Source organism: Streptomyces sp. NPDC053541 (assembly GCF_044544705.1).
Lineage (GTDB): Bacteria > Actinomycetota > Actinomycetes > Streptomycetales > Streptomycetaceae > Streptomyces.
Window position 1 is genome coordinate 250,074 of sequence record NZ_JBITXM010000010.1, and the last position, 24,316, is coordinate 274,389.

The 24,316-nt window shown below is 74.2% G+C and carries 27 protein-coding genes and 1 tRNA gene; 16 read left to right on the plus strand and 12 right to left on the minus strand.

Annotated elements, in window-relative coordinates; all coding sequences use genetic code 11:
• Positions 1 to 637: 637 nt before the first annotated feature.
• Positions 638 to 1,708 (plus strand): XRE family transcriptional regulator, encoded by a 1,071-nt coding sequence (locus ACIGW2_RS25830; protein WP_399846270.1) that lies wholly within the window; start codon positions 638 to 640, stop codon positions 1,706 to 1,708.
• On the opposite strand, the gene ACIGW2_RS25835 is transcribed toward ACIGW2_RS25830, so the two are convergent.
• Positions 1,692 to 2,468 carry an NUDIX domain-containing protein gene (locus tag ACIGW2_RS25835; protein WP_399846272.1) on the minus strand — a complete coding sequence of 259 codons (777 nt, stop codon included), beginning with the start codon at positions 2,466 to 2,468 and terminating at the stop codon, positions 1,692 to 1,694. The genes ACIGW2_RS25830 and ACIGW2_RS25835 overlap by 17 nt on opposite strands.
• A gap of 477 nt (positions 2,469 to 2,945) precedes the next feature.
• On the opposite strand from ACIGW2_RS25835, the gene ACIGW2_RS25840 reads away from it, so the two are divergent.
• Complete coding sequence (locus tag ACIGW2_RS25840) at positions 2,946 to 3,251, plus strand: hypothetical protein (protein ID WP_399846274.1); 306 nt, start codon at positions 2,946 to 2,948, stop codon at positions 3,249 to 3,251.
• Between the two features lie 532 nt (positions 3,252 to 3,783).
• The gene (locus tag ACIGW2_RS25845; RefSeq protein WP_391656058.1) at positions 3,784 to 4,209 is read left to right on the plus strand and encodes a hypothetical protein; all 426 of its coding nucleotides are present in this window, start codon (positions 3,784 to 3,786) and stop codon (positions 4,207 to 4,209) included.
• On the opposite strand, the gene ACIGW2_RS25850 is transcribed toward ACIGW2_RS25845, so the two are convergent.
• Positions 4,210 to 5,019, minus strand: a complete 810-nt coding sequence (locus ACIGW2_RS25850; RefSeq protein ID WP_361577569.1) for a helix-turn-helix transcriptional regulator — start codon at positions 5,017 to 5,019, stop codon at positions 4,210 to 4,212.
• 91 nt (positions 5,020 to 5,110) lie between these two features.
• On the opposite strand from ACIGW2_RS25850, the gene ACIGW2_RS25855 reads away from it, so the two are divergent.
• Positions 5,111 to 5,413, plus strand: coding sequence for a 4a-hydroxytetrahydrobiopterin dehydratase (locus tag ACIGW2_RS25855; protein WP_399846278.1), 303 nt, complete (start codon positions 5,111 to 5,113; stop codon positions 5,411 to 5,413).
• 25 nt (positions 5,414 to 5,438) lie between these two features.
• Complete coding sequence (locus tag ACIGW2_RS25860) at positions 5,439 to 6,200, plus strand: class I SAM-dependent methyltransferase (protein WP_399846280.1); 762 nt, start codon at positions 5,439 to 5,441, stop codon at positions 6,198 to 6,200.
• 8 nt (positions 6,201 to 6,208) lie between these two features.
• On the opposite strand, the gene ACIGW2_RS25865 is transcribed toward ACIGW2_RS25860, so the two are convergent.
• Positions 6,209 to 7,123, minus strand: a complete 915-nt coding sequence (locus ACIGW2_RS25865; RefSeq protein WP_399846281.1) for an NAD(P)H-binding protein — start codon at positions 7,121 to 7,123, stop codon at positions 6,209 to 6,211.
• Positions 7,124 to 7,219: 96 nt separating this feature from the next.
• On the opposite strand from ACIGW2_RS25865, the gene ACIGW2_RS25870 reads away from it, so the two are divergent.
• Entirely contained in the window at positions 7,220 to 8,155 is a 936-nt protein-coding gene (locus tag ACIGW2_RS25870; protein ID WP_391656053.1) for a cupin domain-containing protein, read from the plus strand.
• An 82-nt stretch (positions 8,156 to 8,237) separates the two neighbouring features.
• Positions 8,238 to 9,251, plus strand: a complete 1,014-nt coding sequence (locus tag ACIGW2_RS25875) for a class I SAM-dependent methyltransferase (protein ID WP_391656052.1) — start codon at positions 8,238 to 8,240, stop codon at positions 9,249 to 9,251.
• An 87-nt stretch (positions 9,252 to 9,338) separates the two neighbouring features.
• Here ACIGW2_RS25875 and ACIGW2_RS25880 read toward each other — a convergent pair whose 3' ends face one another.
• The 3 genes from ACIGW2_RS25880 to ACIGW2_RS25890 form a co-directional block, all read right to left on the minus strand.
• Positions 9,339 to 10,133 carry an aldo/keto reductase gene (locus ACIGW2_RS25880; protein ID WP_361578216.1) on the minus strand — a complete coding sequence of 265 codons (795 nt, stop codon included), beginning with the start codon at positions 10,131 to 10,133 and terminating at the stop codon, positions 9,339 to 9,341.
• A gap of 171 nt (positions 10,134 to 10,304) precedes the next feature.
• Positions 10,305 to 12,128: an AMP-dependent synthetase/ligase gene (locus tag ACIGW2_RS25885; RefSeq protein WP_391656051.1), complete on the minus strand. Its 1,824-nt coding sequence runs from the start codon at positions 12,126 to 12,128 to the stop codon at positions 10,305 to 10,307.
• Between the two features lie 297 nt (positions 12,129 to 12,425).
• Entirely contained in the window at positions 12,426 to 13,343 is a 918-nt protein-coding gene (locus ACIGW2_RS25890) for a LysR substrate-binding domain-containing protein (protein WP_391656050.1), read from the minus strand.
• Positions 13,344 to 13,437: 94 nt separating this feature from the next.
• Here ACIGW2_RS25890 and ACIGW2_RS25895 point away from each other — a divergent pair, with 94 nt between their 5' ends.
• Together ACIGW2_RS25895 and ACIGW2_RS25900 are read left to right on the plus strand one after the other, a co-directional pair.
• Entirely contained in the window at positions 13,438 to 14,553 is a 1,116-nt protein-coding gene (locus ACIGW2_RS25895) for a bile acid:sodium symporter family protein (RefSeq protein ID WP_391656049.1), read from the plus strand.
• Positions 14,554 to 14,562: 9 nt separating this feature from the next.
• Positions 14,563 to 15,165: a GNAT family N-acetyltransferase gene (locus ACIGW2_RS25900; protein WP_399846286.1), complete on the plus strand. Its 603-nt coding sequence runs from the start codon at positions 14,563 to 14,565 to the stop codon at positions 15,163 to 15,165.
• A 267-nt stretch (positions 15,166 to 15,432) separates the two neighbouring features.
• Here ACIGW2_RS25900 and ACIGW2_RS25905 read toward each other — a convergent pair whose 3' ends face one another.
• A complete protein-coding gene (locus ACIGW2_RS25905) occupies positions 15,433 to 16,371 on the minus strand; it encodes a zinc-binding alcohol dehydrogenase family protein (RefSeq protein WP_391656165.1) in 939 nt (312 codons plus the stop codon).
• Between the two features lie 126 nt (positions 16,372 to 16,497).
• On the opposite strand from ACIGW2_RS25905, the gene ACIGW2_RS25910 reads away from it, so the two are divergent.
• The 3 genes from ACIGW2_RS25910 (at position 16,498) to ACIGW2_RS25920 (ending at position 17,946) form a co-directional block, all read left to right on the plus strand.
• The gene (locus tag ACIGW2_RS25910) at positions 16,498 to 16,947 is read left to right on the plus strand and encodes a MarR family winged helix-turn-helix transcriptional regulator (protein ID WP_361577536.1); all 450 of its coding nucleotides are present in this window, start codon (positions 16,498 to 16,500) and stop codon (positions 16,945 to 16,947) included.
• Between the two features lie 97 nt (positions 16,948 to 17,044).
• Positions 17,045 to 17,566 (plus strand): isochorismatase family protein, encoded by a 522-nt coding sequence (locus ACIGW2_RS25915; protein WP_391656046.1) that lies wholly within the window; start codon positions 17,045 to 17,047, stop codon positions 17,564 to 17,566.
• On the plus strand, positions 17,563 to 17,946 hold the full coding sequence (locus ACIGW2_RS25920) for a (2Fe-2S) ferredoxin domain-containing protein (protein ID WP_361577530.1): 384 nt from the start codon (positions 17,563 to 17,565) through the stop codon (positions 17,944 to 17,946). The genes ACIGW2_RS25915 and ACIGW2_RS25920 overlap by 4 nt, the downstream gene beginning before the upstream one ends.
• A gap of 78 nt (positions 17,947 to 18,024) precedes the next feature.
• Here the strand turns inward: ACIGW2_RS25920 and fdhD are convergent, their stop codons facing one another.
• The gene (fdhD, locus tag ACIGW2_RS25925) at positions 18,025 to 18,870 is read right to left on the minus strand and encodes a formate dehydrogenase accessory sulfurtransferase FdhD (RefSeq protein ID WP_391656045.1); all 846 of its coding nucleotides are present in this window, start codon (positions 18,868 to 18,870) and stop codon (positions 18,025 to 18,027) included.
• Positions 18,871 to 19,135: 265 nt separating this feature from the next.
• Between fdhD and ACIGW2_RS25930 the strand changes: the two genes are divergently transcribed.
• The 4 genes from ACIGW2_RS25930 (at position 19,136) to ACIGW2_RS25945 (ending at position 22,005) form a co-directional block, all read left to right on the plus strand.
• Positions 19,136 to 20,080: a beta-ketoacyl-ACP synthase III gene (locus tag ACIGW2_RS25930; protein WP_361577524.1), complete on the plus strand. Its 945-nt coding sequence runs from the start codon at positions 19,136 to 19,138 to the stop codon at positions 20,078 to 20,080.
• Positions 20,081 to 20,236: 156 nt separating this feature from the next.
• Positions 20,237 to 20,932 carry a hypothetical protein gene (locus tag ACIGW2_RS25935; protein WP_391656044.1) on the plus strand — a complete coding sequence of 232 codons (696 nt, stop codon included), beginning with the start codon at positions 20,237 to 20,239 and terminating at the stop codon, positions 20,930 to 20,932.
• Positions 20,933 to 21,034: 102 nt separating this feature from the next.
• Positions 21,035 to 21,682, plus strand: a complete 648-nt coding sequence (locus tag ACIGW2_RS25940) for a class F sortase (RefSeq protein ID WP_391656043.1) — start codon at positions 21,035 to 21,037, stop codon at positions 21,680 to 21,682.
• A 235-nt stretch (positions 21,683 to 21,917) separates the two neighbouring features.
• A tRNA-Leu gene (locus ACIGW2_RS25945) sits at positions 21,918 to 22,005 on the plus strand.
• A gap of 56 nt (positions 22,006 to 22,061) precedes the next feature.
• Here the strand turns inward: ACIGW2_RS25945 and ACIGW2_RS25950 are convergent.
• Genes ACIGW2_RS25950 through ACIGW2_RS25965 form a run of 4 tightly spaced genes read right to left on the minus strand, consistent with a single transcriptional unit; the run spans position 22,062 to position 24,132 of the window.
• Positions 22,062 to 22,439, minus strand: a complete 378-nt coding sequence (locus tag ACIGW2_RS25950) for a hypothetical protein (RefSeq protein ID WP_391656042.1) — start codon at positions 22,437 to 22,439, stop codon at positions 22,062 to 22,064.
• A 46-nt stretch (positions 22,440 to 22,485) separates the two neighbouring features.
• Positions 22,486 to 23,199: a class I SAM-dependent methyltransferase gene (locus ACIGW2_RS25955; protein WP_391656041.1), complete on the minus strand. Its 714-nt coding sequence runs from the start codon at positions 23,197 to 23,199 to the stop codon at positions 22,486 to 22,488.
• 46 nt (positions 23,200 to 23,245) lie between these two features.
• Positions 23,246 to 23,698, minus strand: coding sequence for a hypothetical protein (locus ACIGW2_RS25960; RefSeq protein WP_399846296.1), 453 nt, complete (start codon positions 23,696 to 23,698; stop codon positions 23,246 to 23,248).
• 5 nt (positions 23,699 to 23,703) lie between these two features.
• Positions 23,704 to 24,132 carry an ATP-binding protein gene (locus ACIGW2_RS25965; RefSeq protein ID WP_356065146.1) on the minus strand — a complete coding sequence of 143 codons (429 nt, stop codon included), beginning with the start codon at positions 24,130 to 24,132 and terminating at the stop codon, positions 23,704 to 23,706.
• Positions 24,133 to 24,316: the final 184 nt, after the last annotated feature.

The following is a 24,316-nucleotide window of genomic DNA, read 5'->3' on the forward strand; positions in this document are numbered from 1 at the left end:
ACGAGGCCCCGGTGTTCCCGCACCGGGGCCTCTCGCCGTTGGAACCATCCGGCTCCCCACCACCCCGCCCGTACGGCACCCCGCCAGGGGCCCGGACGGACGGAGGAGGCAACCGGCCGCAGCCGAGCGACTGCGAGGGTCAGGTGACGCGGAGGCTGGCACCGCCTCGCCGGTCCAGCGACGACGGCGCCTGACGTTTTCGTCGGAACATCGGAACCTCCTGGACGTCGAACAAACAGGGTTGGAGCACTGCAAGGGGGATCTCGTCCCCACTCTCCGGCCGTTGCTCGCGGTCACCGGGCCACCTCGCCAGTCGGGCCGAAGCCCTGTCCCCTGGCCTTCAGCGGGATTGCAGCGTCCCCGCCTTGAGCACACGCCGTCAGGGCCTTTGCGGCCCATCTGGTGCGCACCAACAGATTGGCATCTGGTGCGCACCAGATGCAACCCTTGGTTCGGATCGCGTGTCGGTGTGCTCTTCCAGAGAACGGCTCAAGTGGGGCCACTCGGTAGCCAACTGGGGTTAACCTCAAGGGTGTTAACCAGCTCTCACCTGCGGCTTTACGGAGGCGGCGTGGCTAAGGGGTTAAAGGCGATCCGGACCGCACGAGGGTGGTCGCAGGACCGATTGATTCACGAGATGCGGCGGTTCGCGGACCAGAGGCTGCTCGACATCGCTTCGGCGGCCAGCCTGAAGACCTATGTGTCGGAGTGGGAGAACGGGCGGCGCACCATCACGGATCGCTACGCCGCGATCCTTCGACCACTCCTTGGTGCCACGGACGCCGAGCTGCGGGGTGAGGACGAGGCCCCCGAGCCTCAGGCGGACGGCTACGCGGACCTGCTGAGCCGGATCGATGCGGCCGGCAGTCTGAGTCAGTCCATGGTCCCGGCGTTCCTGGCCCAGACCGAGCTACTGCGCACCATGGACCGACAGATGGGTGCGACCGGCCTCGTCGACCAGATGAACGGCCACCTGGCGGCGATGGAGGAAGCGTTGACCTTCGCCGTGCTGCCGGGGGCGCGACGGCCCATCGCGACTGCCCTCGCCGGAGCATCCACGCTTGCCGCCTGGCAGGCGTTGGACGCCGGCGCAGTGGATCGAGCATGGCGGCGGTACGAGCTCGCCAAGAAGGCGGCACAGGATGCCGAGTCCCCGCTGTACCTGGCACACGCCATGGGTGAGCAGGCATACGTACTCGCGGACGCCGGTCGGCCTCAGCTGGCGGTCGAGCTGGTGCGGGACGCGCAGCGCACGAACCCCGAACGCCAGTCACCCCGCCTGAGGGCGTGGCTGGCAGCGGCCGAGGCAGAGCTGTGTGCCGCCGCCGGCGGCCCGGAGATGGAGTCGGCGGCAAGGACGGCGCTTGAGCGGGCGACCGCGCTCCTTCCGGACGACGGCGAGGTACGCGACGCCGACATGCTGAGCATCTTTCTCAATACCGGTCACCTGTCGAGGTGGCGAGGGAACGTCCTGGCCAAGCTCGGAGATGCCTCAGCGATGGAGGAGCTGTACGCGTCGCTCCGCAGCGCGGATGAGACCTTCGTGCGCGCGAACTCCGGCATCCACTGTGACCTCACCCAGGCGCACCTCGCCCGCGGCGAGGTGGACGAAGCGCGGACCCACCTCCAGAAGGCCCGGTTGCTGGCGTACCGCACGGGCTCCGTGCGGTACCGCCGGCGTGTGGAGCTTCTTACCGGGCGCCTCTAGACCGGGACGCGAGGATGTGGAGCAGGGCCACGAGCGTGCCGGAGCCCATGAGCTTGCCCTCGGCCATCAGACGCGGGATGTCGTCGAGGGGGATCCAGGCGATCTCCCCGGCTTCCTCGGCGTCGGTCGGTTCGCCGACCTTCTCGGCGCCACGGGCGACGAAGATCTCATGCGGTGAGTCGACCATGCCGATCATCGGCTGGTAGCTGACGACGTGCTCCACGGGGCCAGGACGCCACCCCGTTTCCTCCTCGGTCTCGCGGGCCGCCGTGGTGGCCGCGTCCTCGCCCGCGTCCACGATTCCGCCGGGCAGTTCCCAGCCCCACTGCTGCGGTACGAAGCGGTACCGCCACAGCATGAGCACGCGGTCCTGGTCATCGATCACAGCCGTGATCGCCACACGGAAGAGCCGGACGACGTGGTGCTCGAAGCGGTCGACTCCGGGCGGTTCGACGTCGACCAGGTCCAGGTTCACCCACCGGTTCTCGTAGACGTGGCGAGAGCCGTGGATCTTCCACGGCTCCAGCTCCGCCGGCGTCGGGACGCTCTCGCCGCCGAGGACGCGGTAGGAGCTGCGGTCGTGAGCCTTGATGAAGTGCTCGTTCGACAGACGGGCGAGCACCTGACGCAGCGCGGTGCGGCCGATCTCCAGCTCGGCGCTCAGCGCCCGCTCGGACGGCAGCTTGTCACCGGGGCCGTAGCGCCCGGACTCGATCCAGGAACGGATCGTCTCGTAGACCCTCTGCGTCTTGGGTCCCATCCTCGGTGCACACTCCCGGATCGTCGGCTGGTGATAGCCAGCGTATCCGGGGAGCAGAACGGATGACTCTGCCATGGAACCTCTCTCCGAAGATCGCTCGGCTCCCGACGGGGGTTGCGAGCGGACAGCGGTTGGTGCCCCCGAGAAGGGGCCGTTTCGGGGGCTCGTGGGCCATGTTTGGGCCAGGATCTCGGCACAGTGACACCGGCGCGGAGAATATGCAGGTCAGACGGTGTACGAGCGCTGTCCGCCGGTCGGTCTTGAAAACCGTCGTGGCGAGAGTCACCGTGGGTTCAAATCCCATACCCACCACAGGTGAACGGCCCTTGACCAGGCAACTCGAGCGGGGGCCGCTTACGTGTCTGGGCACCGTGACCTGACGTTCCCCGTAGTTTCCCGCTGGATCGGGCACGCGAGGGGCACGATGGTTGTGAGGGCGGCTGCTGAGCCTCCCCACCTTGCTGCTTTGATCAGAGCATGACCCACTCTGATGATCCGGCTGGCGACAGGTCTGGGCGGATGAGCCGTTCCGTCGTTTTCGGTGCGGCTTCCGTTGCGTTCTGGTTCTGCTGCCCATTCTGGATGCTCGTTTGGGCTCTGGCCTTGCCGCTCGGCCTCACGGGCCTCGTCCTTGGTGTCGTCGAATACCGCGCTGCCTCACGACAGGGCGTCAGCCGTGCGCAGCCTCTGACCAGCCTGGCGCTCTCGTCGGTGGGTACGGCAGCCGCCGTTGCGTACATGCTCTTTGTGTTCGCACATCCGGACCTGCCAATTCAGGACTAGGGCGACGGAGCGGGCGTGGGGCGCTCCGCTCTCAACGGAGTAGCGGAGGCGTTGGGCCGTCTCTGGGCCGTCCGAAGGTGGCCCAGGGGCACCGACGCCCACCAACAACCACCGAACCGTGGGCGCTGTCACCTGCATCGGCAGCCATCTCCAGGGGCCAGCGAAGAGGCTCGTCACTTCCTGCGCAACAAGAAGCAACGGATGGACGTCGAGTTGCCTTTCCACTGCGACGCCCACTCGGCGCGTGAGTGACGGAGGAGCTTGGCCCACCCCGCGGGGGAGCCAAACGGGGAGCCACACGCGGCGACACTGAGCGGATTCGGGCGGACGCTGGCGTACTGAGTGGCTCCCCAGGGCTTCGGACTCCGGGGCCTCCAGAGAGGTCTCGGAGAGGCCCCCATTACCTCCCACGTAATCGACGCCCCCACCCCACCCCCGCCATGCTCGGGGCACCCGGTTCCCGGCCGGCGCACTCCGGTCGGGGGTCGGCGGAACTTCACGGAACGTCCCTGCTCAGAGAGGTGGTCCTCCCATGTCCCAGGCGCTGCTCACCGGTCTTTCCCGCACCCACCGGCCGTGGGGCGTGGTGCGGCGGTTTCTCGTGCTCGATGCCGTCGTGACCGGGGGCAACGGGGTCGTGTACGCCGTCGCTCCCGGGGCGGTCGGGGAACTCCTGGGGGTGGGGCGGGGGTTGCTGCTCGGGGTCGGGGTGTTTCTGCTCCTGTTCGCCGGCGGGGTCGGGTGGCTCGCGCGGCGGGAGCGGGTCGCGGTCGGGGCGGTGAAGGCCGTCGTCGACGTCAACGTGGGGTGGGTGGTGCTCAGCGGCGTCGCGCTGGTGGGCTGGCTGGAGCCGACCACCGCCGGGGCGGTGTGGATCCTGCTCCAGGCCGGTACCGTCGCCGGGTTCGCCGGGCTGCAGTGGGCGGCCCTGCGCGCCGCCACCGGAGCCGGCGGCTGATCAGCCGGCGAGCGACTGCAGGTACGCGACGGTCGCCGGGTCGGCCGGGAGCATCGTCTCGATGGCCAGCTCGGCGACCGTCACGTCCATCGGCGTGTTGAAGGTCGAGATCGACGACACGAAGGACAGCACCCGCCCGTCGTGCTCGATCCGCAGCGGCAGCGCGAAGTACGGATAGGGCTCCGGGTCCGGCCGGTCGTCCGGGTCCGTCGTGCCCTCGGGCAGCGGATAGGCCGCCACCTCCTCGTACAGCGCCCGCAGCGCCTCCGAGCGGGCCAGCCCGATCTGGCGCTCCATCTGCGCGAGCAGATGCCCCCGCCACTCCCGCAGGTTGCGGATCCGCGGCGCCAGGCCCTCCGGGTGCAGCGTGATCCGCATCGCGTTCAGTGGCGGCGTCAGCAGGTGCTCCGGCAGCCCCGCGAGGAGCAGCTCGACGCCCCGGTTGGCGGCCACCACCGTGTACGAGCCGTCGACCACGAGTGCCGGGAACGGCTCGTACCCCCGCAGCAGCCGCTCGATGCCCTCGCGCAGCGTCTCCAGCTCCGGCGCGTCCAGCGCCGACTCGGCGTAGCGCGGTGCGTAACCCGCCGCGAGCAGCAGGGCGTTGCGGTCCCGCACCGGCACCTCCAGGTGCTCCGCGAGGCGCAGGATCATCTCCTCGGACGGGCGCGAGCGGCCCGTCTCGACGAAGGAGATGTGCCGGGCGGACGAATCCGCCCGCAGCGCCAGCTCCAGCTGGCTCAGCCGTCGCTGCTCGCGCCATCCGCGCAGCAGGGGCCCCACACCCGTGTCGGTCGCGACAGTCGTCATGGGCAGACGGTATCCCAGAGGGGGACTCGGGTACGTTCTCCCCGGGGACCACTCCGCCACCATCCCGCACGCCTACCGGAGGGAGCACCACGTGCCCACTGAGCCCCTGTCGCAGAAGGAGATCGAGGACCGCCTGCGGGAGCTGCCCGGCTGGAGCCTCGACGGCGACCGCATCACCCGCGACTACGAGCTCGCGGACCACTTCGCCGCCACCGCGCTCGTCGTCCACGTCGCCCAGATCCAGCAGGAGCTGAACCACCACAGCGATCTGACGCTCGGTTACAAGAGCGTGGCCTTGGCCGTGCACACCCACTCCGCCGGCGGGATCACCGAGAAGGACTTCGAACTCGCCGCCCGCGTCGAAGCGGTGGCCCCCGGCCACGGCGCCCGCTGACCGCCCGCCCCGCCCCCGCCCCCGCATGACCGGAACCCTGCTCGACTACGAGGCCGAGGCCGCGCGCTACGACGAGACCCGCGGCGGCGTCCCGCGGGCCGAGGCGGCGGCCGCGGCCGTCCTGCGGCTGCTGCCGCCCGGCACCCGCACGCTCCTCGACGTGGCCTGCGGCACCGGGCTCGTCACCGCACGGATCGCGCGCCCGGGCCTCACGGCGTACGGCGCCGACGCCGCCCACGCGATGGTGCGCACCGCCGCCGCCCGGCTCCCCGGCCGGGCGGTGCGCGCCGACGCCCGTCGGCTGCCGCTGCCGGACGCGGCGGTCGATGCCGTCAGCGCGGTCTGGCTGCTCCACCTCGTGCCCTTCACGGAGGAGATCGTCGCCGAGGCCGCCCGGGTGCTCCGGCCCGGCGGGGCGTTCCTCGCCACCGTCGACAAGGACGCCTGCCACGACGTCGGCAGCGACATCGACGCCCTGCTCCGCCCGTACCGCTCGACGGCGGCAGGCTCCGACGCCACGGCCCGCGTCACCGCGTACGCCGCCGCCCACGGCCTCGAACCGGCGCCCGGCACCACCTTCACCGGCCACGGCCAGGGCGCCACGCCCCGCGGCACGGCGGAGAAGCTGCGCCGGGGCTACTACGCCTCCTGGTACGGGACGCGCACCGCCGCCGAGGTCGACGCCCTGTGCGCGGCCCTCGCCGCCCTGCCCGACCAGGAGCGGCCGCGCCCCGACCCCGAGTACCGGCTCGCCCGCTTCGTCAGACGGCCGGCCACCGACCGCTGAACTCCCCCCTACGGCCTGCTGAACGCGCGCGCCGCGTACGCCGAGAAGTCCCGCGGCTCCCGGCCCAGCACCCGCTTCACGCCGTCGGTCACCGGCGTGTTGTGCCCGTCGAGCAGCGCCGTGAACAGCGCGGCCAGCCAGCCCGCCTCGGGCTCCGACAGCCCGAGGCCGGTCAGCATCCCGGCGAACTCGCCCTCCGTCATGGGCACGTACACCACCTCGCGGCCCGCCGCCCGCGTGATCTCCGCCGCCGCCTCGGCGAAGGTGAGGGCCCGGGGACCGGTCAACTCGTGGACTTGGCCCACGTGTTCGTCCCCGAGCAGGGTCTCCACCACGACCTCGGCGAGGTCGTCGACGTCGACGAACGGCTCGGCCGTCCCACCCGCGGGGAACGCGATCGCACCGGCCGCGACCCCCTCCGCGAGCAGCCCCTCGTCGAAGTTCTGCGCGAAGAACGCGGCCCGCACCACGGTGAGTTCGGGCCCCGCGCCGCGCAGCGCCTCCTCGGCCCGCACCGCCTCCGGCTCGCCGCGCCCGGAGAGCAGGGTCAGGCGCCGCACCCCGCGCTCCGCCGCCAGGCGGCCGAAGGTCCGCATGGCCTCCTCGGCGCCCGGCGCGGCGAGGTCCGGGTAGTAGGTCACGTACGCGGCGTCCGCGCCGTCCAGGGCGGGACCCCAGGTCTCCGGGTCCTCCCAGTCGAGGCGCACCGCGCCGCCCCGAGATCCGCCCCGAGATCCGGCCCGGACGCGCACACCCCGGGCCGCGAGCCCGGCGGCCACGCGGCGCCCCGTCTTGCCGGTGGCGGAGGTCACGAGGACGGTGCGAGCGCCGTCGGAACGCGCGCCGTCGGAACGCGCGCTGTCGCCACGGGTGTTGTCGGTGCGGGTGTCGTCGGTCCTGGTGGTGTCGCTCTGTGTCGTCATGGCTCCAGACTCCTCGCCGGCGCCCGCCGTTCCCATGCTGCACAGGCTCACGCGCATACGCGAGCGTCCAGGGGGCCGTCGCCTACGCTGGCCGGCATGGACGCACTCGCCGGTCTCCTCGACGGGCCCCGGGCCAAGGGCGCCTTCCTGCTGCGCATGGTGATGGAGCCGCCCTGGTCGGTGCGGATCGCCGACGAGGCCCCGCTGTGCGTGATGTGCGTGACCGGCGGCGAGGCCTGGATCGTGCCTGACGACGGGACGGCGCCGGTGCTCCTGCGCCCCGGCGACCTCGCGATCGCGCGCGGGCCCGCGCCGTACACCGTCGCCCACGCCCCCGACGCCCCGCCGACGGCCCTGATCGGCCCGGGCGGCAGCTGCTCCACCCTGGCCGGGGAGCCGCTCGCCGAGTCGATGAGCCTCGGCGTGCGCACCTGGGGCAACGCGCCGGACGGCGGCACCACCGTCCTGGTCGGCACCTATCTGCTGGCCGGCGAGGTCAGCCGGCGGCTGCTCGACGCGCTGCCCGGCCTGCTCCACCTGCCGGGGGAGAGCTGGAACTGCCCCCTGATGCCGTTCCTGGAGGAGGAGATCGCGCGCGACGAGCCCGGCCAGAGCGTGGTCCTCGACCGGGTCCTCGACCTGCTCCTGATCGCCGCCGTCCGCGCCTGGTTCTCCCGGCCCGGCGCCGCCGCGCCCGCCTGGTACCGGGCCTCTGGCGACCCCGTCGTCGGCCGGGTGCTGCGGCTCCTGGAGGACGATCCGGCGCACCCGTGGACCGTCGCCGCGCTCGCCGGCGAGGCCGGGGTCTCGCGGGCCGCGCTGGCCCGCCGGTTCACCGAACTGGTGGGGGAGCCCCCGATGGCGTACCTCACCGCCCGGCGCATCGAACGGGCCGCCGACCTGCTGCGGCAGACCGACGCCACCGTGGAGGCGGTGGCCCGGCAAGTCGGCTACAGCAGCGCCTTCGCGCTCAGCGCCGCCTTCAAGCGGGTCCGGGGGGTCAGCCCCCAGGAGCACCGGACGCCCGGCTGAGGCGCGGCCGGTCGAGGGCGGTCGATTTGCCGTCCCGGCAAGTTTTCTCGCGTTCGCGGCAGCCGGCGCGCACGCTGTCCCCATGACCGCAGACAAGCACTCCGGGCAGCACCACGACCACGGCACCCACGACCACGGCACCCACGACCACGGCACCCACGATCACGGCACCCACGATCACGGCACCCACGGCCACGGCACCCACGGCCACGGCTCGCACGGTCACGGCCACGGCGGCCACGGCCACGACCACGGCGATCTCGACTGGGCGGAAATGGCCCCGCTGCTCACCGCGCAGGCGGAGACCCAGAGTCCCCTCTACACCGAGGCCGCCGCATGGCTGGCCTCCCTGCTCCCGGCGGGCCCGGTCCGCCGGGTGCTCGATGTCGGCAGCGGACCGGGCGTCGTCACCGCACTCCTCGCCGAGGCCTTCCCGGAGGCCGAGGTCGTCGCCGTCGACGCCACCCCGGAACTCCTCGCGCTCGCCCGGGAGCGGGCCGACGCCCGCGGGCTCGGCGACCGGGTCTCCACCCTGCGGGCCGAACTCCCCGCCGACTTCGGCTCCCTGGGCACCGCCGACCTGATCTTCGCCAGCAACTCCCTGCACCACATCGGCGACCAGCGGGCCGCGATCGCCTCCTTCGCCGGGCTGCTCAACCCCGGCGGCCTGATCGCCCTCGCCGAGGGCGGGCTGCCGCCGCGCCACCTCCCCTGGAACCAGGGCGTCGGCCGGCCCGGTCTGGAGGCGCGCCTCGACGCCGCGCACGCCGAATGGTTCGGCGAGATGCGGGCCGCGCTGCCCGACACCAAGGAGGAGGTCGACGACTGGACCGCGCTGCTCTCCGACGCCGGCCTCGCCCCCAGCGGCACCCGCAGCTTCCTGGTGGACGTGCCCGCGCCGCTGCCGGACGCGGTGCGCGCCCAGGTGGTCGCGCACTACGAGCGCCTGCGCGACGGCTTCGGCGACCGGATGCCCGAGGAGGACCGGGCCGTCGTCGAGCGGCTGCTCGACCCGGCGGAGCCGCTGTCCCTGCACCGGCGCCCGGACGTGTTCCTGCTGACCGCCCGTACCGTCCACACGGCGCGCCGCCCCTGACCGCGCCGCACACGCCCACGGGGGCCCGGCGGAAGGGATCCGCCGGGCCCCCGTGGCACGTCGTCAGCGGCCGGTCGGGTGCCCCGGTCAGGCGCCGACGTTGAACTCCGCCGGGTTCGGGCCCAGTCGGCGGCCCTCGTCCAGGGCGGCGATACCGGCCAGGTCCTCGGCGTCCAGCTCGAAGTCGAAGACGTCGATGTTCTCCCGGATACGGGACGGGGTGACCGACTTCGGAATCACCACGTTGCCCAGCTGGAGGTGCCAGCGCAGCACCACCTGGGCCGGGGTGCGGCCGTGCTTCTGGGCGATCGCCACGATGGCCGGGACCTCCAGGAGGCCCTTGCCCTGGCCCAGCGGCGACCAGGCCTCGGTCGCGATGCCGTGCCGCGCGTGCGCCTCGCGGGAGGCGGCCTGCTGGAGCTGCGGGTGCAGCTCGATCTGGTTCACGGCGGGCACGACCGAGCTCGCGTCGATCAGCCGGTCCAGGTGCTCGGGCAGGAAGTTCGACACGCCGATGGCGCGCGCCCGGCCGTCGGCCAGGATCTTCTCGAAGGCCCGGTAGGTGTCGACGTACGCGTCCTTGGCCGGCACCGGCCAGTGGATCAGGTACAGGTCGACGAAGTCCAGGCCGAGCTTGTCGAGCGAGGCGTCGAAGGCGCGGAGCGTCGAGTCGTAGCCCTGGTCGCCGTTCCACAGCTTCGTCGTGACGAAGAGCTCCTCGCGCGGCAGCCCCGAGGCGGCGAGCGCCTTGCCGGTGCCCGTCTCGTTCTCGTAGATCGCGGCCGTGTCGATCGAGCGGTAACCGGCCTCCAGGGCGGTGGCGACGGCCGTCTCGGCCTCGTCGTCCGGCACCTGCCAGACGCCGAAGCCCAGTTGCGGCATGCGCACGCCGTTGTTCAGGGTGAGGAAGGGGACCTTGGTGTCCGTGCTCACGAGGCTTGGGTCCTTACGTCGTCGGGGGTAGTCCTCACAGCCTCAACGATCACGACGGTGATCGCATTCCGCCCGGCCCCGGACCCGCGGCCCGGACCGCCGGACCGGCCCGCACGGCCGTCAGTGGTAGAGGGCCTCCACCTCGGCCGCGTACGCCTGCTCGATCGCCTTCCGCTTCAGCTTCAGGGACGGCGTGAGCAGCCCGTGCTCCTCGCTGAAGGGGTGCGCCAGGATGCGGAAGGTGCGGATCGACTCCGCCTGCGAGACCTTGGTGTTCGCCGCCACCACCGCCCGCCGTATCTCCGTCTCCAGGGCCGCGTCGTGCACCAGCTCCGCGGGCGGCAGCGGCGGCCGGTTCTGTATCGACAGCCAGTGCTCCACGGCCTCCTGGTCCAGGGTGACGAGCGCGGCGACGTACGGGCGGTCGTTGCCGACCACGATGCACTGGGCGACCAGCGGATGCGCCCGCACCCGCTCCTCCAGACCGGCCGGCGACACGCTCTTGCCGCCCGAGGTCACCAGGATCTCCTTCTTCCGCCCGGTGATCGTCAGATAGCCGTCCTCGTCGAGCATCCCCAGGTCCCCGGTGGCCAGCCAGCCGTCGTTCAGGACCGCCTCGGTGGCCTGCGGATTGTTCAGGTAGCCGGAGAAGACGTGCCCGCCGTGCAGCCACACCTCGCCGTCCTCGGCGATGTGCACCGTGGTCCCCGGCACCGGCTGCCCCACGGTGCCATACTTGGTGCGCTCCGGCGGGTTCGCCGTCGCCGCCGCCGAGGACTCCGTCAGGCCGTAGCCCTCGTAGATCGTCACGCCCGCGCCCTCGAAGAACAGGCCAAGGCGCCGGTCCATCCCCGAGCCGCCCGACATCGCGTGCCGCACCCGGCCGCCCAGCGCGTCGCGCACCTTCGCGTACACCGTCTTCTCGAAGAACTGGTGCTGCACCCGCAGCGCCGCCGACGGTCCCGGCCCGATCCCGAAGGCCTTGTGCTCCATCGCCTCCGCGTACTTCACGGCCACGTCGACCGCCTTGTCGAACGGCCCCCGCTTCCCCTCCGCCTCGGCACGGCGCCGGGCCGCGTGGAAGACCTTCTCGAAGACGTACGGCACGGCGAGCACGAAACTCGGCCGGAAGGCCTGGAGGTCCGGCAGCAGCTCGGAAGCGGCGAGCACCGGCTGGTGCCCCAGCTTCACGCCGCTCCGCACCGCGGCCACCTCCACCATCCGCCCGAAGACGTGCGCGAGCGGCAGGAAGAGCAGGGTGGACGCCTCGTCGCCCGGCCGGGAGTGGAAGACCGACTCCCAGCGGCCGACCAGCATCTCCGTCTCGAACATGAAGTTGGCGTGGGTGATCACACAGCCCTTGGGGCGGCCGGTGGTCCCCGAGGTGTAGATCACCGTCGCGACCGACTCGGGCGTCACCGCCCGGCGGTGCCGCTGCACGACGTCCTCGTCGATCTCCGCGCCCGCGGCCGACAGCTCCTCGACCGCGCCCGCGTCCAGCTGCCACAGGCGCTGGAGCCGCGGCAGCCGGTCGATCACCGAACCGATCGTCATCGCGTGGTCCTCGTGCTCCACCACGCAGGCCGTCACCTCGGCGTCGTGCAGCATCCACAGCACCTGGTCGGCGGAGGAGGTCGGATAGACCGGCACCGGCTGGGCGCCGAGCGTCCACAGTGCGAAGTCGAAGAGGGTCCACTCGTAGCGGGTGCGGGACATGATCGCGACCCGGTCGCCGAACCGCACGCCCTGCGCGATCAGCCCCTTCGCCAGCGCCAGGACCTCGTCCCGGAAGGCCTCGGCCGTCACGTCCCGCCACTGCCCGTCGGCGTCCTTGCGGCCCAGCGCCACCCGGTGCGGATCCTGCTCGGCCCGGTCGAACACCGCGTCCGCCAGACCGCCGACCTGAGGCGCCGCCTCGACGGGCGGCACGGTGAACTCGCGCACTGACCTGCTCCTCGCCCGCTCGATTCGGCACTCCGTACGGCGCCGGTGAAACTACCCCACCCCGCAGCCGGGCGGGAGGGCCTTCACCAAGCCGGGACATAACGCATTCGCACAGGTCAGCGACCGGAGAGGCGGCGTACGAGCGCCCCGGGGCCCGCCGGGCCGGACCGCCGGTAAGTCCTGGGGGGCCGAATCTCCACCGAATCTGTACGGGGTGATCACCCGGGCCACCCCGGCCCCCACGGCCCTCGGGGCGCGTCGGCTTCGGTACGCGCCGTCTCGCGGCGCCGGCCGGGCTCAGCGCGGGCGGTGCAGCCGGTCGCCTCCCGCCAGGATCGCCGCCGCCAGCGCGTCCGCCGCCTCCTGGGTCGCCCCGCCCCGGCGCCCCTTGCGCAGCACGAAGTCCACCGCGCCCAGCTCCGGCAGGCCCGCCCGGGCCGGCAGCTCGACCAGGCCGGCCGGCAACAGACCGCGGGTGTGCGCCATCACCCCGAGCCCGGCCCGCGCCGCCGCCACGTTCGCGCTCAGACTGCTGCTGGTGCAGGCGATCCGCCAGGCCCGGCCCTGCGCCTGCAGGGCCTCCAGGGCACGGGCCCGGGTGATGCCCGGCGGCGGGAAGACGATCAGCGGCACCGGACGGTCCGGGTCCAGGCGCAGCCGCGGCGCGCCGATCCACACCAGCACGTCCTGCCACACCAGCTCCTCGCCGCCCGGCTCCGCCCGGACGCCGGGCCGCCCGGCCGGGCCGCCGCCCGGCTCCGTCCGGTCCCCCCGCCGCTTGGCCAGGATCAGATCGAGCCGGCCGGCCTCAAGGCGCGCCTGGAGAGTGCCCGACAGCTCGACCGTCAGCTCCAGGTCGACCTCCGGGTGCTCGCGCCGGAAGGCCTCCAGGATCTCCGGCAGCCGGGTGGTCACGAAGTCCTCGGACGCGCCGAACCGCAGCCGGCCGCGCAGCCGCGTCCCGGTGAAGAAGGCCGCCGCCCGCTCGTGCGCGGCGAGGATCGTGCGGGCGAAACCGAGCATCGCCTCGCCGTCCTCGGTCAGCTCCACCCCGTGCGTGTCCCGCAGGAACAGCGGCCGCCCGGTCGCCTCCTCAAGACGGCGCACGTGCTGGCTCACCGTGGACTGGCGGAGCCCCAGCCGCCGGGCGGCCTGGGTGAAGCTGAGGGTCTGCGCGACCGCGAGGAAGGTGCGCAGCTGCGTCGGCTCGTACACACCGTGATCGTAGCGCCGGCCATCACGAATCGTGATGACAGTCAGTGCGCTGTACGACGTTCCCGATCGCCGGGGCGTCCACCAGGATGGACCCATGAGCTCCCGTACGCCCCGCGGCCCCCGTCGGCCCCTGCTGCCGTCCTGGCTGCCCATCGACCCGTACATCCTGGCGCTGCTCGGCACGGTCGGTCTCGCCGCGCTGCTGCCGGCCTCCGGCGCGGCGGCCACGGGCGTGAGCGGGGCGGCGACCGCGGCGGTCGCGCTGCTCTTCTTCCTGTACGGGGCGCGGCTGTCCACCCGCGAGGCACTGGACGGCCTGAAGCACTGGCGGCTCCACGGCACCGTCCTCGCCTGCACCTTCGTGGTCTTCCCGCTGCTCGGGCTGGCGGCCCGGGGCCTCGTCCCCACCGTCCTGACCCCGGACCTCTACGGCGGCTTCCTCTTCCTCTGCCTGGTGCCGTCGACGATCCAGTCCTCGATCGCCTTCACCTCGATCGCCCGCGGCAACGTCCCCGCCGCGATCTGCGCGGGCTCCTTCTCCTCGCTGGCCGGCATCCTGGTCACCCCGTTGCTCGCCGGACTGCTGCTCGGCCACAGCGCGGGCGGCTTCTCGGCCGACTCGCTGCTCAAGATCGTGCTCCAGCTGCTCGTGCCCTTCCTCGCCGGGCAGCTCCTGCGCCGCTGGGTCGGCGGCTTCCTGGTCCGGCACAAGAAGGTGCTCGGCTACGTGGACCGGGGCTCGATACTGCTCGTCGTCTACACCGCCTTCAGCGAGGGCATGAACCGGGGCGTCTGGCACCTCGTCACCCCCGCCCGGCTCGGACTGCTGCTCGTCGTCGAGGCGGCGCTGCTCGCGGTGATGCTGGGCCTGACCTGGTACGGGGCGAAGCGGCTCGGCTTCGGCCGGAGCGACCGGATCGCCATCCAGTTCGCCGGCTCCAAGAAGAGCCTGGCCGCCGGACTGCCCATGGCCAGCGTCCTCTTCGGCGCGCAGGCCTCGCTCGCGGTGCTCCCGCTGATGCTCTTCCACCAGATGCAGCTCATGGTCTGCGCGGTGATCGCCCGCCGCCGGGCGCGCGACCCGGAGGCGGCGGAAGTCGCGGAGGCGGCGGAAGCGGCGGAGGCGACCGAGGTGACCGAAGCGGCGGAGGTGACGGAGGCGGAGGCCGGAGCCGGCGGAGGGCAGCGGGCCGGGGCACCGGCCGCATAGGCTCCCCGGATGGACAAGATCACCGACCTGCCCCGTACGGGATCCACCGGGTTCCCGGGGTTCCTGGAGGCGGCGGCCACCGCGTCGGCGCCCGCCCTCCTGCTGCGCCCCTGGGAGCCGGATGACGCGCCCGCCCTGATCGCGCCGGGCCGGGACGCCGAGGTGCGGCGCTGGACCAGCATGGCCGTGGACGACGAGGCCGGGGCGGCCGAGTGGATCCGCGAGCAGCGGCGCGGCTGGGACCGGGGCACCCGCTTCGCCTTCGCCGTCCTGGAGCCCGCGGAGCGGGGCGGCCCCGCGCGGGTGGCCGGTCACGCGGTCCTCAAGCGCACGGCCCCCGGCGCCGCGTCCGGCGAGGTCGGCTACTGGACGGCGCCGCACGCCCGCGGCCGCGGGGTCGCGCCCCGGGCCCTCGCGGCCCTGACGGACTGGGCCTTCGCGACCTTCGTCGCCGACGGACTGACCCGCCTGGAGCTGCTGCACCAGGCCGGCAACGCGGCCTCCTGCCGCGTCGCGGAGAAGGGCGGATACGCCCTGGTCGCGATCCGCCCCGCGGCCCCGCCCACGTACCCGCGGGAGGGCCACGTGCACGTACGGGAGCACCGGGGCTGACCCGCACCGGGGCTGACCCGGGCGGGGCCGGTTGCGCGCGGGGCCGATCCGGGCGGTTCCGGTGGGTACCGGGGCCGGGCCCCGGGGGTTGACCCGGGTGGGGCCGGTGGGTACTGGGGCCGGGCCCCGGGGGTTGACCCGGGTGGGCCGGTTACGCGTGCGGCCGACCGGGCGGTGCCGCTGGGTGCCGGGCCGGGCCCCGGGGCTGACGCCCCCGGCCCCGCCGCGCCGCCCCCGCCCCGCCGTCGCGCCCCGGACCGGCGTCCCTCACGGCACCAGGACCACCTTGCCCAGGTTCTCCCGGCGCTCGATGATCGCGTGTGCCTCGGCCGCGCGGGCCAGCGGTACGCGCGCGTGGACGGCGGGGGCGAGGCGGCCGGCGGCGTGCAGGGCCCAGAGCTCGTCGCGCCAGGCGGCGAGGTCCCGCGGGCGGGTGCGCGCGAGGTGGGCCATCTGGAAGCCGATGACGGACGTGGCTCCGGCGAGCAGGCCGTGGGCCGGGACCGTGCCGCCGCCCGAGCTGAAGGCGACCAGCCGGCCGCCCGGCGCGAGCGCGGCGAGCGCGCGCGGCAGGAGGCCGCCGCCGACGGCGTCGAGGACCACGTCCACGGGCTCGCCCCAGGAGCGTCCGGCGTCCTCGGGGCCGTAGCCGACGACCTCGTCCGCGCCGAGCCCGCGCAGGAACGCGGCCTTGTCGGGCGAGCCGGCCGCCGCGACCACCCGGCCCGCGCCGAGCAGCCCGGCCAGCGGGACGGCGAGCTGGCCGACGCCGCTCGCCGCCCCGGTGACGAGGACGGACTCGCCGGGCCGCAGCCGGGCCGCGTCCAGGGCGCCCCGGGCGACGAGACCGCTCCGTACCAGGGAGACGGCGTCGACGGCGGTCGCCCCTTCGGGGACCCGGGAGGCCATCGCGGTGTGGAGAAGGGCCAGTTCGGCGTAGCCGTGGCCGAAGCAGATGCCGGTGACGCGGTCGCCGACGGCGAAGCCGGACCCGGCGGTGTCCGGGCCGAGCGCCTCGACCGTGCCGGCCACCTCGCCGCCGAGCGGGCCGGGCTCGCCGCCGCGGACCCGGCGCACCCCGGCCAGGCTGACGCCGACCGCCTCGACCCGGACGAGGAGTTCACCGGTGCCGGGCTCCGGTGCGGGCACGTCCTCGACGAAGAGGACCTCCGGGCCGCCGTTGACCGTATGACGTACGCGCCGCATGGGCGACACCTCCAGGAGCCGGACAGAATTCATGGGACACACCAACGGTGTGTTGCCCTGCACCCTAGGCGTCGATCGTGGGGGAGTCCAATGCTTTCGTGGGTCGTGACGCGTAGACTTCCGGCCATGGCCGCCCACACCCCGCCCGCCCCGCAAGCCATCGCCGACCTGCCGAGCTGGGTCCTCGGCCGTGCCGCCGCCCGGGGCCGCGGCCTGGTCGCCGCCGCCCTCGCCGACGAGGGCCTGCGGATGTGGCACCACGCCGTGCTCGCCGCCGTCGCCGAACGCGGCCCCGTCGCCCAGGCCGAACTCGGCCGCAGCCTCGCCATCGATCCCAAGGACATGGTCGGCATCCTCAACGACCTCCAGACCGAGGGCCACGTCACCCGCGCCCCGGACCCGTCCGACCGGCGCAAGAACGCCATCACCGTCACCGCCGACGGACGCCGCCTGCTGGCCCGCTGCCGCCGTCTCGCCGCCCGCGCCAACGACGAGCTCCTCGCCCCGCTCACCCCGGACGAGCGCACCCGCTTCCTCGACCTGCTCCGCCGGGTCGCCTTCGCCCCCGAGGCCTGACCCGCCCGCCCCCACGGGGCGACCACGCCGCGGGCCCCCGTGGCGGGATCCCGCCCACCCACGCCGGGAAGATCATCGGGGCCGATACGGTGCTCCCATGCCCGCACTCGATCCCGGCCGCACCGCGCTCGTCCTCGTCGACCTGATGGAACGCATCGTCGCCCTCCCGCTGGCCCCCCGGCCCGGCAGCGACGTGCTCGCCGCCGCAGGCCGCCTCGCCGAGACCTTCCGGGCCGCCGGCGCGCCCGTCGTCCACATCCGCGTCGAACGCCCCGGCGTCGACACCCAGCCGCCCGGCAGCGACCTCGTCGCCGCGCTCGTGCGCCCCGGCGACGAGGTCGTCGTCAAGCGCACCATCGGCGGCTTCCAGGACACCGGCCTCGACGAGCTGCTGCGCGCCCGCGGCGCCCGCACCCTCGTCCTCGGCGGCATCGCCACCAACCTCGGCGTCGAGTCCACCGCCCGCGCCGCCGCCGACCTCGGCTACGACCTCGTCTTCGCCGAGGACGCCATGACCGCCCTCACCGCCGACGAGCACCGCGCCTCGGTGCAGCTGGACTTCCCGCGCCTCGGCACCGTCGCCGAGACCACCGCGATCACCCTGGACGGCACCGAGTGAACCGGGTGCCGATACGGTACGGGGCCCGCCCCTGCTCCCTCGTGGTGTGCCGCGGCTGCTGCTGCGGCGACGCCCGCAAGAACCCGGGCCAGGACCACGACGGCCAGCTCGCCCGGCTCCGCGCCGCCGCCGCGGCCTCCGGCGGCCGCCTGGTCGTCCGTACCAGCGACTGCCTCGGCCCCTGCGCCCAGGCCAACGTGCTCGTCGTCCAGCCGTCCACCGAGGGCCGGCGGCGCGGCGGCCGGGCCGCGTGGATCGGCTGGAGCGCCGACCAGGACTGCCTCGACGAGGTCCTCGCCTGGACCGAGGCCGGCGGACCCGGGCTCGCGCCGCCGCCCGCCACCCTGGAACTCCAGATGATCGACCCGCCCAGGAACTAGCCCGGGAACCAGCCCGAGAGCCGGCCCAAGGACCAGCCGAAGAGCCGGCCGAGGGGCCCGACAGGGGAGCCGGAGGGCCTACGCGACGACCCCCGCGCCCAGGTCGATCCGGTGCTCGCCCGCGTACACGTTCATGTCCGCCCCGCGCAGGAAGCCGACCAGCGTCAGACCGGACTCCTGCGCCAGGTCCACCGCCAGCGAGGACGGCGCCGACACCGCCGCGAGCACCGGGACGCCCGCCATCACCGCCTTCTGCGCCAGCTCGAACGAGGCCCGCCCCGACACCAGCAGCACCGCCCGCGCCAGCGGCAGCCGGCCCTCCTGGAGGGCCCGGCCCACCAGCTTGTCCACCGCGTTGTGCCGGCCCACGTCCTCGCGCACGTCGAGCAGTTCGCCGTCCTCCGAGAACAGCGCCGCCGCGTGCAGCCCGCCCGTGCGGTCGAAGACCTTCTGCGCCTCCCGCAGGCGCTCCGGCAGCGCCGCGAGCAGCCCCGGCGTCAGGCGCAGCGGCGGCGCGTCCGCGATCGGGAAGCGCGCGGTGGTGCGCACCGCGTCCAGGCTCGCCTTGCCGCACAGCCCGCAGGACGAGGTCGTGTAGACGTTCCGCTCCAGGGTGATGTCGGGCACCCGGACGTCCGGCGCCAGCTGCACGTCCACCACGTTGTACGTGTTCACGCCGTCCGCCGTCGCGCCCGCGCAGTACACGATGTTCCGCACGTCCGAGGCCGCCGCCAGGACCCCCTCGCTCACCAGGAACCCGGCCGCGAGCGCGAAGTCGTCGCCCGGTGTGCGCATGGTGATGGCGATCGGGCGCCCGTTCAGCCGGATCTCCAGCGGCTCCTCGGCCACCAGGGTGTCCGGCCGGGTGCTCACCGCCCCGCCGCGCACCCGCACCACCCGCCGCCGCTCCGTCACGCGTCCCATGGTCGCTGCACCGTTTCCGTACGGGCGGGGACGCCACCGTCCCCGCGGATCGCCCTCGGGGGCCCCTCGCCCCCAGGGACCTGACCGGGCCATTCTCCTCTTGTCGCGGTCGAACAGGCACTTCGGGTGAATCTTGGTGGTTTACGTCACCGGTTACCCATCAGTCGCTGACAAGACTGGGTCCTCCCGCTGCCGCGGCGGCGCACCCGCACCACGCGCCCGCGCGGCAACGCACCGACGATCGAACCACCGAGGGGGTCCCGGGATGACCGGCACTCGTATCGCCGCGCTCGGGCACTACCAGCCCGCCAAGGTGCTCACCAACGACGACCTCGCCGCCCTGGTCGACACCAGCGACGAGTGGATCACCAGCCGGGTCGGCATCCGCACCCGGCACGTCGCCGGGCCCGAGGAACCGGTCGACGAACTCGCCGCGCACGCCGCCGGAAAGGCCCTCGCCGCCGCCGGGCTCGGCGCCGGCGACATCGACCTGGTCCTCGTGGCGACCTCCACCGCGATCGACCGCTCGCCCAACACGGCCGCCCGGGTGGCCGCCCGCCTCGGCATGGGCTCGCCCGCCACCATGGACCTCAACGTGGTGTGCGCGGGCTTCACCCACGCCCTCGCCACCGCCGACCACGCCATCCGGGCCGGCGGCGCCCGCCGGGCGCTGGTCATCGGCGCCGACAAGATGACCGACGTGACCGACTGGACCGACCGCACCACCTGTGTGCTCGTCGGCGACGGCGCGGGCGCGGCGGTCGTCGAGGCCACGGAGACCGACACCGGCGCCATCGGCCCGGTGCTGTGGGGTTCCGTCCCCGAGATGGGCCACGCCGTCCGCATCGAGGGCACCCCGCCGCGCTTCGCCCAGGAGGGCCAGGCCGTCTACCGCTGGGCCACCCAGCAGCTGCCCGCGCTCGCCCGCCAGGCCTGCGAGCGCTCCGGCGTCCGCCCCGAGGAACTGGCCGGAGTCGTGCTCCACCAGGCCAACCTGCGGATCGTCGAGCCCCTCGCCGCCAAGATCGGCGCGGTCAACGCGGTCGTCGCCCGCGACGTCGTCGACTCGGGCAACACCTCCGCCGCCTCCGTGCCGCTCGCCCTCGCCAAGCTGGTCGAACGCGGCGAACTGCCCTCCGGCGCACCCGTGCTGCTCTTCGGCTTCGGCGGCAACCTCTCGTACGCCGGGCAGGTCGTCCGCGTGCCGTGAGGGGCCCGCGGCCACCCCGTGGGGATGACCCGATCGGCGGAGCCCGGTGGCGGCGCGTCCGGGGCGCGCCTAGCTTCGAACGCGACGAGGGCCCGCAACCGGCCCGCCGCGGAGCGTGAGTTCCGCGTCCGCCCTCGCGTCATCTGGAGGACCTCCATGCGCGCGATACGCGCCGCTGCCGCCGCCGCCCTGCTCGCCCCCCTCGCGACCGCCGCCCTGCTCGGCTCCGCGGCCCCGGCGGCCGCCGACGACCCGGGCTTCGGCCCCGCCGACCTCGGCCCGGCCGACCTCGGCCTGCTCAAGGACGAGCTGCTGGGGGACGAGCCCCTCGCGAACGCGCCCGCCGCCAACCGCCCCGGCAAGGAGGGCGACGCCGCACCGAAGGACGACGGCGGCGGCACCGGGCACAACAACATCACGTCCTTCGGCTTCTCCGTCACCCCGTCCACCGTCGCGCCCGGCGGCACCGTCACGCTCAAGGCCGACGGCTGTCAGGTGCCCACGGTGAAGGTCGAGTCCGGGGTCTTCGACACCGTCACCCTGAACGAGGGTCACCAGGGCACCGCCACCGTCGACTTCGACGCCAAGGTCGGCGCCCAGTACGAGATCACCTTCGACTGCAAGGGCGAGCGCGGGACCACCACCCTCACCATCGCGGACGGCGGCGGCCACAAGCCCGCCCCGACGACCGGCCCGCACAAGGGCGTCAAGGCCGGCTTCGGCGGCGGCGCGAGCGGCGGCGGTGACGGGGGCGTCGGCGCCACCGAGGCCGTCACCGGCGGCGTCCTCATCGCCGGCGCGCTCGGCGCCGCGGTGGTCCTGATGCGCCGCCGCGAACCCTCCGGGTCCTGACCGGCCGGAGTCCCGAACGGCTCCTCCGCCCCGGTGTGACGAGGACCGGGGCGGGGGAGCGCCATGCCCACCACAGACCCGAGGCGAAAGGGGCGGCGAGACGTGCAGGGGTCTTCGGACGGGCCCGGGCGCCGCGGCGCCTGGGGCGTGATCGCCGTGGTCCTCCTGGTCGGCGTGCACCTGGTGCGCGGCGGCGCGGGGGAGTGGCCCGCCGACGGGCCCCCGCAGCCCGCGACCGCCGCCGCGGCCGGCCGGGCCGCCGCCCTCGGCGGCGCCACCGCCGCCCCGCTGCCCGCCTCCCCGCCCGTACGGGTCAGGGTCCCGTCCGTCCGCATCGACGCGCCGGTGACCCGGGTGGGCCTGGACGCCGAGGGCTGGATCGAGGCCCCCGCCCCGGACGACCGCAACCTCGCCGGCTGGTACACCGGCGCCGTCGCCCCCGGCGAGCGCGGCACCGCCGTCGTCGTCGGCCACGTCGACGTCCCCGGCGGCGGCCGTGCCGTCTTCTACGACCTCGGCGCGCTGGCCCCCGGCAAGCGGGTGGAGATCGCCCGCGGGGACGGCCGGACGGCGGTGTTCACCGTGTACGGCGTCGAGGTCGTCCCCAAGGACGGCTTCCCGGCCGCGCGCGTCTACGGCACCACCGGCGCCCCCGAGCTCCGCCTGATCACCTGCGGCGGCCGCTACTCCCCGGACGGCGGCTACGAGGGCAACGTCGTCGTCTCGGCCCGCCTGACCGAGGTCCGGTGACCCGCCGCACCGTCCGGGACCTGACGGATTCCGGCCACCCGGCTGGACCCCACCCACCCCTCCGGGGCGAGAGTGACCCCACGGAGCCGGCGTCGGGGGGCGTCGGGCTCCCGCCCCGCGGGGGCGGTGATCCGGGCGCCCCGCACTGACCACGGAAAACGCTGGTGAAAGGCGCCTCGAACCCCTGGTAGAGTTATCCATGTCGCCGCGGGGAACACCCCCGCGCAGACCACCGGTCCGGGTGGCGGAATGGCAGACGCGCTAGCTTGAGGTGCTAGTGCCCTTTATCGGGCGTGGGGGTTCAAGTCCCCCCTCGGACACCAGTACGGAAGGACCCCGACGAACGTCGGGGTCCTTCCGCGTTTCGCCCGGATGTCGCTCAGAAGACGAGGACCGGCCCGCGCGAGAGCGTGACCACCACGCTGCCGATGCCGAGGAGCCAAAGGCCCATCGTGCCGACGAGCAGCCCCTTGGCCGCCGGGACCCGGGCCTGCCGGCCGCGCAGCCGGGCCACCGCCCAGCCGCAGACCGCACCGCCGAGCGGCAGGCCCACGAGCACCAGGGCGGCCTGCTGGAGCGCCAGCCTGGCCGCGTGGTTGCCCTGCCAGTCGGTGGCGCTCTTGTGCGCGAGCGCGCTCTGCGCGGCGGCCCACAGGCCGACGGCCGGCGGGGCCAGAAGCACGGCGCTCAGGATCAGGAAGGTGAGGAGCCGGCGTCTCGTGTGGCGGCGCCGGGCCTCCGAGGGGGTGGGGGTCATCCCGGCATCCTGGGCGACCCCGCCCGGCCCGGTCCAGACCCGCGTCTCACGGAGCCTTCCGCGCCACCACCAGCCGGCACCGCGGGCTGCCGTCCTCCCGGACGCCCAGGGAGCCGATCGGCAGCGTCTCCACCGCGAAGCCGGCCGCCGCCAGGCGGGAGCGCACGTCGGCGAGGCGGAAGGTGCGGTAGTACATGACGAAGGGCGGCCGCCACAGCGCGTTGCGGACCCGCATCGCCGCGTCGAAGCCCCACAGCGTCCAGTACGCGGCGGAGCCCACCCGCGGCGGGGCGGGCAGCGGGAAGGCGAAGGTGCCGCCGGGGCGCAGGGCGGCGTGGACGGAGGAGAAGAGGACCCGCTGCTCGGCGGGCAGGAAGTGGCCGAAGGCGCCGAAGCTGACCGCCAGGTCGAAGGCCGGCGCGAACGGCAGCGCCAGGGCGTCGGCCCGTACGAGGGCGGCCTCCGGGTGGGCGGCGCGCGCCCCGGCCAGCATGCCCGCGCTGAAGTCGACCCCGGTGATCCGGCCCGCGCACACCGAGCGCAGCACGCTGAGCCCGGCGCCCGTGCCGCAGCACACGTCCAGGCCGGAGTCGAAGGGGCCGAGCGGCTCCAGGGCCCCGGCGACCGCGCCGAGCAGCCGGTCGGAGGTGCGGAACGGGGTCGCGTCGAACTTCGCCGCGAGCAGGTCGTAGCCGTGCTCGACGGACGACAGCGCCTGGCGGGTCAGTTCGTACAGGCTGGGGCCCTCGGGGGAGAACATGCTCCGACCCTACGGTGCGGGGGACCGCTCGGGGCGTCCCTTCCGGTCACAGCGCGCTGCGCACCTGGGAGGGGACGCTCCAGGCCGGGGCGATCCCGGTGAGCTGGCAGGTCAGCAGATAGAGCGGGATCGGTGGGCTGTAGGGCGAGCCGCCGTCGGGGTGGTGGATCAGCCGCGGCCGGCGGTCCGGGACCACGGCGCCGGGGGCGTAGCAGACGGGCAGCGGCCAGGTCAGGTCCAGGTCGGAGCCGGCCGGCACCAGCCACCACCACCAGTCGGCGTCGGCGTAGACGCAGCCCTTGGCGGGCAGCCGGGACAGGATGCGGAAGCCGTAACGGGCGGGGACGCCGACGGCGTCGCAGCCCAGGGTGGCCGGCAGGTCGACCGGGACCGGCAGCCGGGTCTCGCCGACCGGCGCGGGCGCGGCGGGCAGCGCGGGGGACCTGCGGGGGGCTTTGTCGGGGCTCTTCCGGGCGCGGGGGACGAGCAGGGACGCCATCGTCCTCAGCACGGCTCGCCCATGCCGTGCGCCAGCTCCGCCCAGACCACCTGCGCCGTGCCGTGGCCGGTGCGGTCCGCGCCCCAGGCCGCGCACAGGGCGTCGACGAGGATGAGGCCGCGGCCGCGCTCCTCCTCGCCGCAGTCGCGGATCCGGGGCCCGGCGGGCCCTCCCTCGTCGCGCACGGCTATCCGCAGCCGCTCCTCGCCCTCGCGGATCTCGCAGACGATCCGGGCGCTCGCGGTGTGCACGACGGCGTTGGTGAAGAGCTCGGAGACGACCAGGGCGACGGTGTCGCGTATGCCGCCGTCGCAGCCCCAGAGGATCAGGCGCTCCTCGGCCAGCCGCCGGGCCCGGGCCACGGACTCGGTCCGGGCGGGCAGCTCGAAGGCGAAGCGGCGGACGGAGTCGTGGGGGCGTGGCCGCTGGTTCATGACGCGAGGGCTCATGAGACCTGAGGGCTGCGCGTTACCAGAAGCCACGACCGATCCTCACAACTGTGGGCAGGAGTGCCGTACGCACCCCTCCGGGGCGATTCGCCCGGCGGCATGCGTACTGGTTCACCGGAATACTCTGCTCCCGAGTCGGACACTTGGCAAGTGGCACTCTGAAAATTGC

Coding starts and splice junctions, on each gene's coding strand:
- ACIGW2_RS25830 (WP_399846270.1), top strand. CDS start 638: ATGCGGCGGTTCGCGGACCAGAGGCTGCTCGACATCGCTTCGGCGGCC.
- ACIGW2_RS25835 (WP_399846272.1), bottom strand. CDS start 2,468: ATGGGACCCAAGACGCAGAGGGTCTACGAGACGATCCGTTCCTGGATC.
- ACIGW2_RS25840 (WP_399846274.1), top strand. CDS start 2,946: ATGACCCACTCTGATGATCCGGCTGGCGACAGGTCTGGGCGGATGAGC.
- ACIGW2_RS25845 (WP_391656058.1), top strand. CDS start 3,784: ATGTCCCAGGCGCTGCTCACCGGTCTTTCCCGCACCCACCGGCCGTGG.
- ACIGW2_RS25850 (WP_361577569.1), bottom strand. CDS start 5,019: ATGACGACTGTCGCGACCGACACGGGTGTGGGGCCCCTGCTGCGCGGA.
- ACIGW2_RS25860 (WP_399846280.1), top strand. CDS start 5,439: ATGACCGGAACCCTGCTCGACTACGAGGCCGAGGCCGCGCGCTACGAC.
- ACIGW2_RS25865 (WP_399846281.1), bottom strand. CDS start 7,123: ATGACGACACAGAGCGACACCACCAGGACCGACGACACCCGCACCGAC.
- ACIGW2_RS25870 (WP_391656053.1), top strand. CDS start 7,220: ATGGACGCACTCGCCGGTCTCCTCGACGGGCCCCGGGCCAAGGGCGCC.
- ACIGW2_RS25875 (WP_391656052.1), top strand. CDS start 8,238: ATGACCGCAGACAAGCACTCCGGGCAGCACCACGACCACGGCACCCAC.
- ACIGW2_RS25880 (WP_361578216.1), bottom strand. CDS start 10,133: ATGCCGCAACTGGGCTTCGGCGTCTGGCAGGTGCCGGACGACGAGGCC.
- ACIGW2_RS25895 (WP_391656049.1), top strand. CDS start 13,438: ATGAGCTCCCGTACGCCCCGCGGCCCCCGTCGGCCCCTGCTGCCGTCC.
- ACIGW2_RS25900 (WP_399846286.1), top strand. CDS start 14,563: ATGGACAAGATCACCGACCTGCCCCGTACGGGATCCACCGGGTTCCCG.
- ACIGW2_RS25905 (WP_391656165.1), bottom strand. CDS start 16,371: ATGCGGCGCGTACGTCATACGGTCAACGGCGGCCCGGAGGTCCTCTTC.
- ACIGW2_RS25910 (WP_361577536.1), top strand. CDS start 16,498: ATGGCCGCCCACACCCCGCCCGCCCCGCAAGCCATCGCCGACCTGCCG.
- ACIGW2_RS25915 (WP_391656046.1), top strand. CDS start 17,045: ATGCCCGCACTCGATCCCGGCCGCACCGCGCTCGTCCTCGTCGACCTG.
- fdhD (WP_391656045.1), bottom strand. CDS start 18,870: ATGGGACGCGTGACGGAGCGGCGGCGGGTGGTGCGGGTGCGCGGCGGG.
- ACIGW2_RS25930 (WP_361577524.1), top strand. CDS start 19,136: ATGACCGGCACTCGTATCGCCGCGCTCGGGCACTACCAGCCCGCCAAG.
- ACIGW2_RS25935 (WP_391656044.1), top strand. CDS start 20,237: ATGCGCGCGATACGCGCCGCTGCCGCCGCCGCCCTGCTCGCCCCCCTC.
- ACIGW2_RS25950 (WP_391656042.1), bottom strand. CDS start 22,439: ATGACCCCCACCCCCTCGGAGGCCCGGCGCCGCCACACGAGACGCCGG.
- ACIGW2_RS25955 (WP_391656041.1), bottom strand. CDS start 23,199: ATGTTCTCCCCCGAGGGCCCCAGCCTGTACGAACTGACCCGCCAGGCG.
- ACIGW2_RS25960 (WP_399846296.1), bottom strand. CDS start 23,698: ATGGCGTCCCTGCTCGTCCCCCGCGCCCGGAAGAGCCCCGACAAAGCC.
- ACIGW2_RS25965 (WP_356065146.1), bottom strand. CDS start 24,132: ATGAACCAGCGGCCACGCCCCCACGACTCCGTCCGCCGCTTCGCCTTC.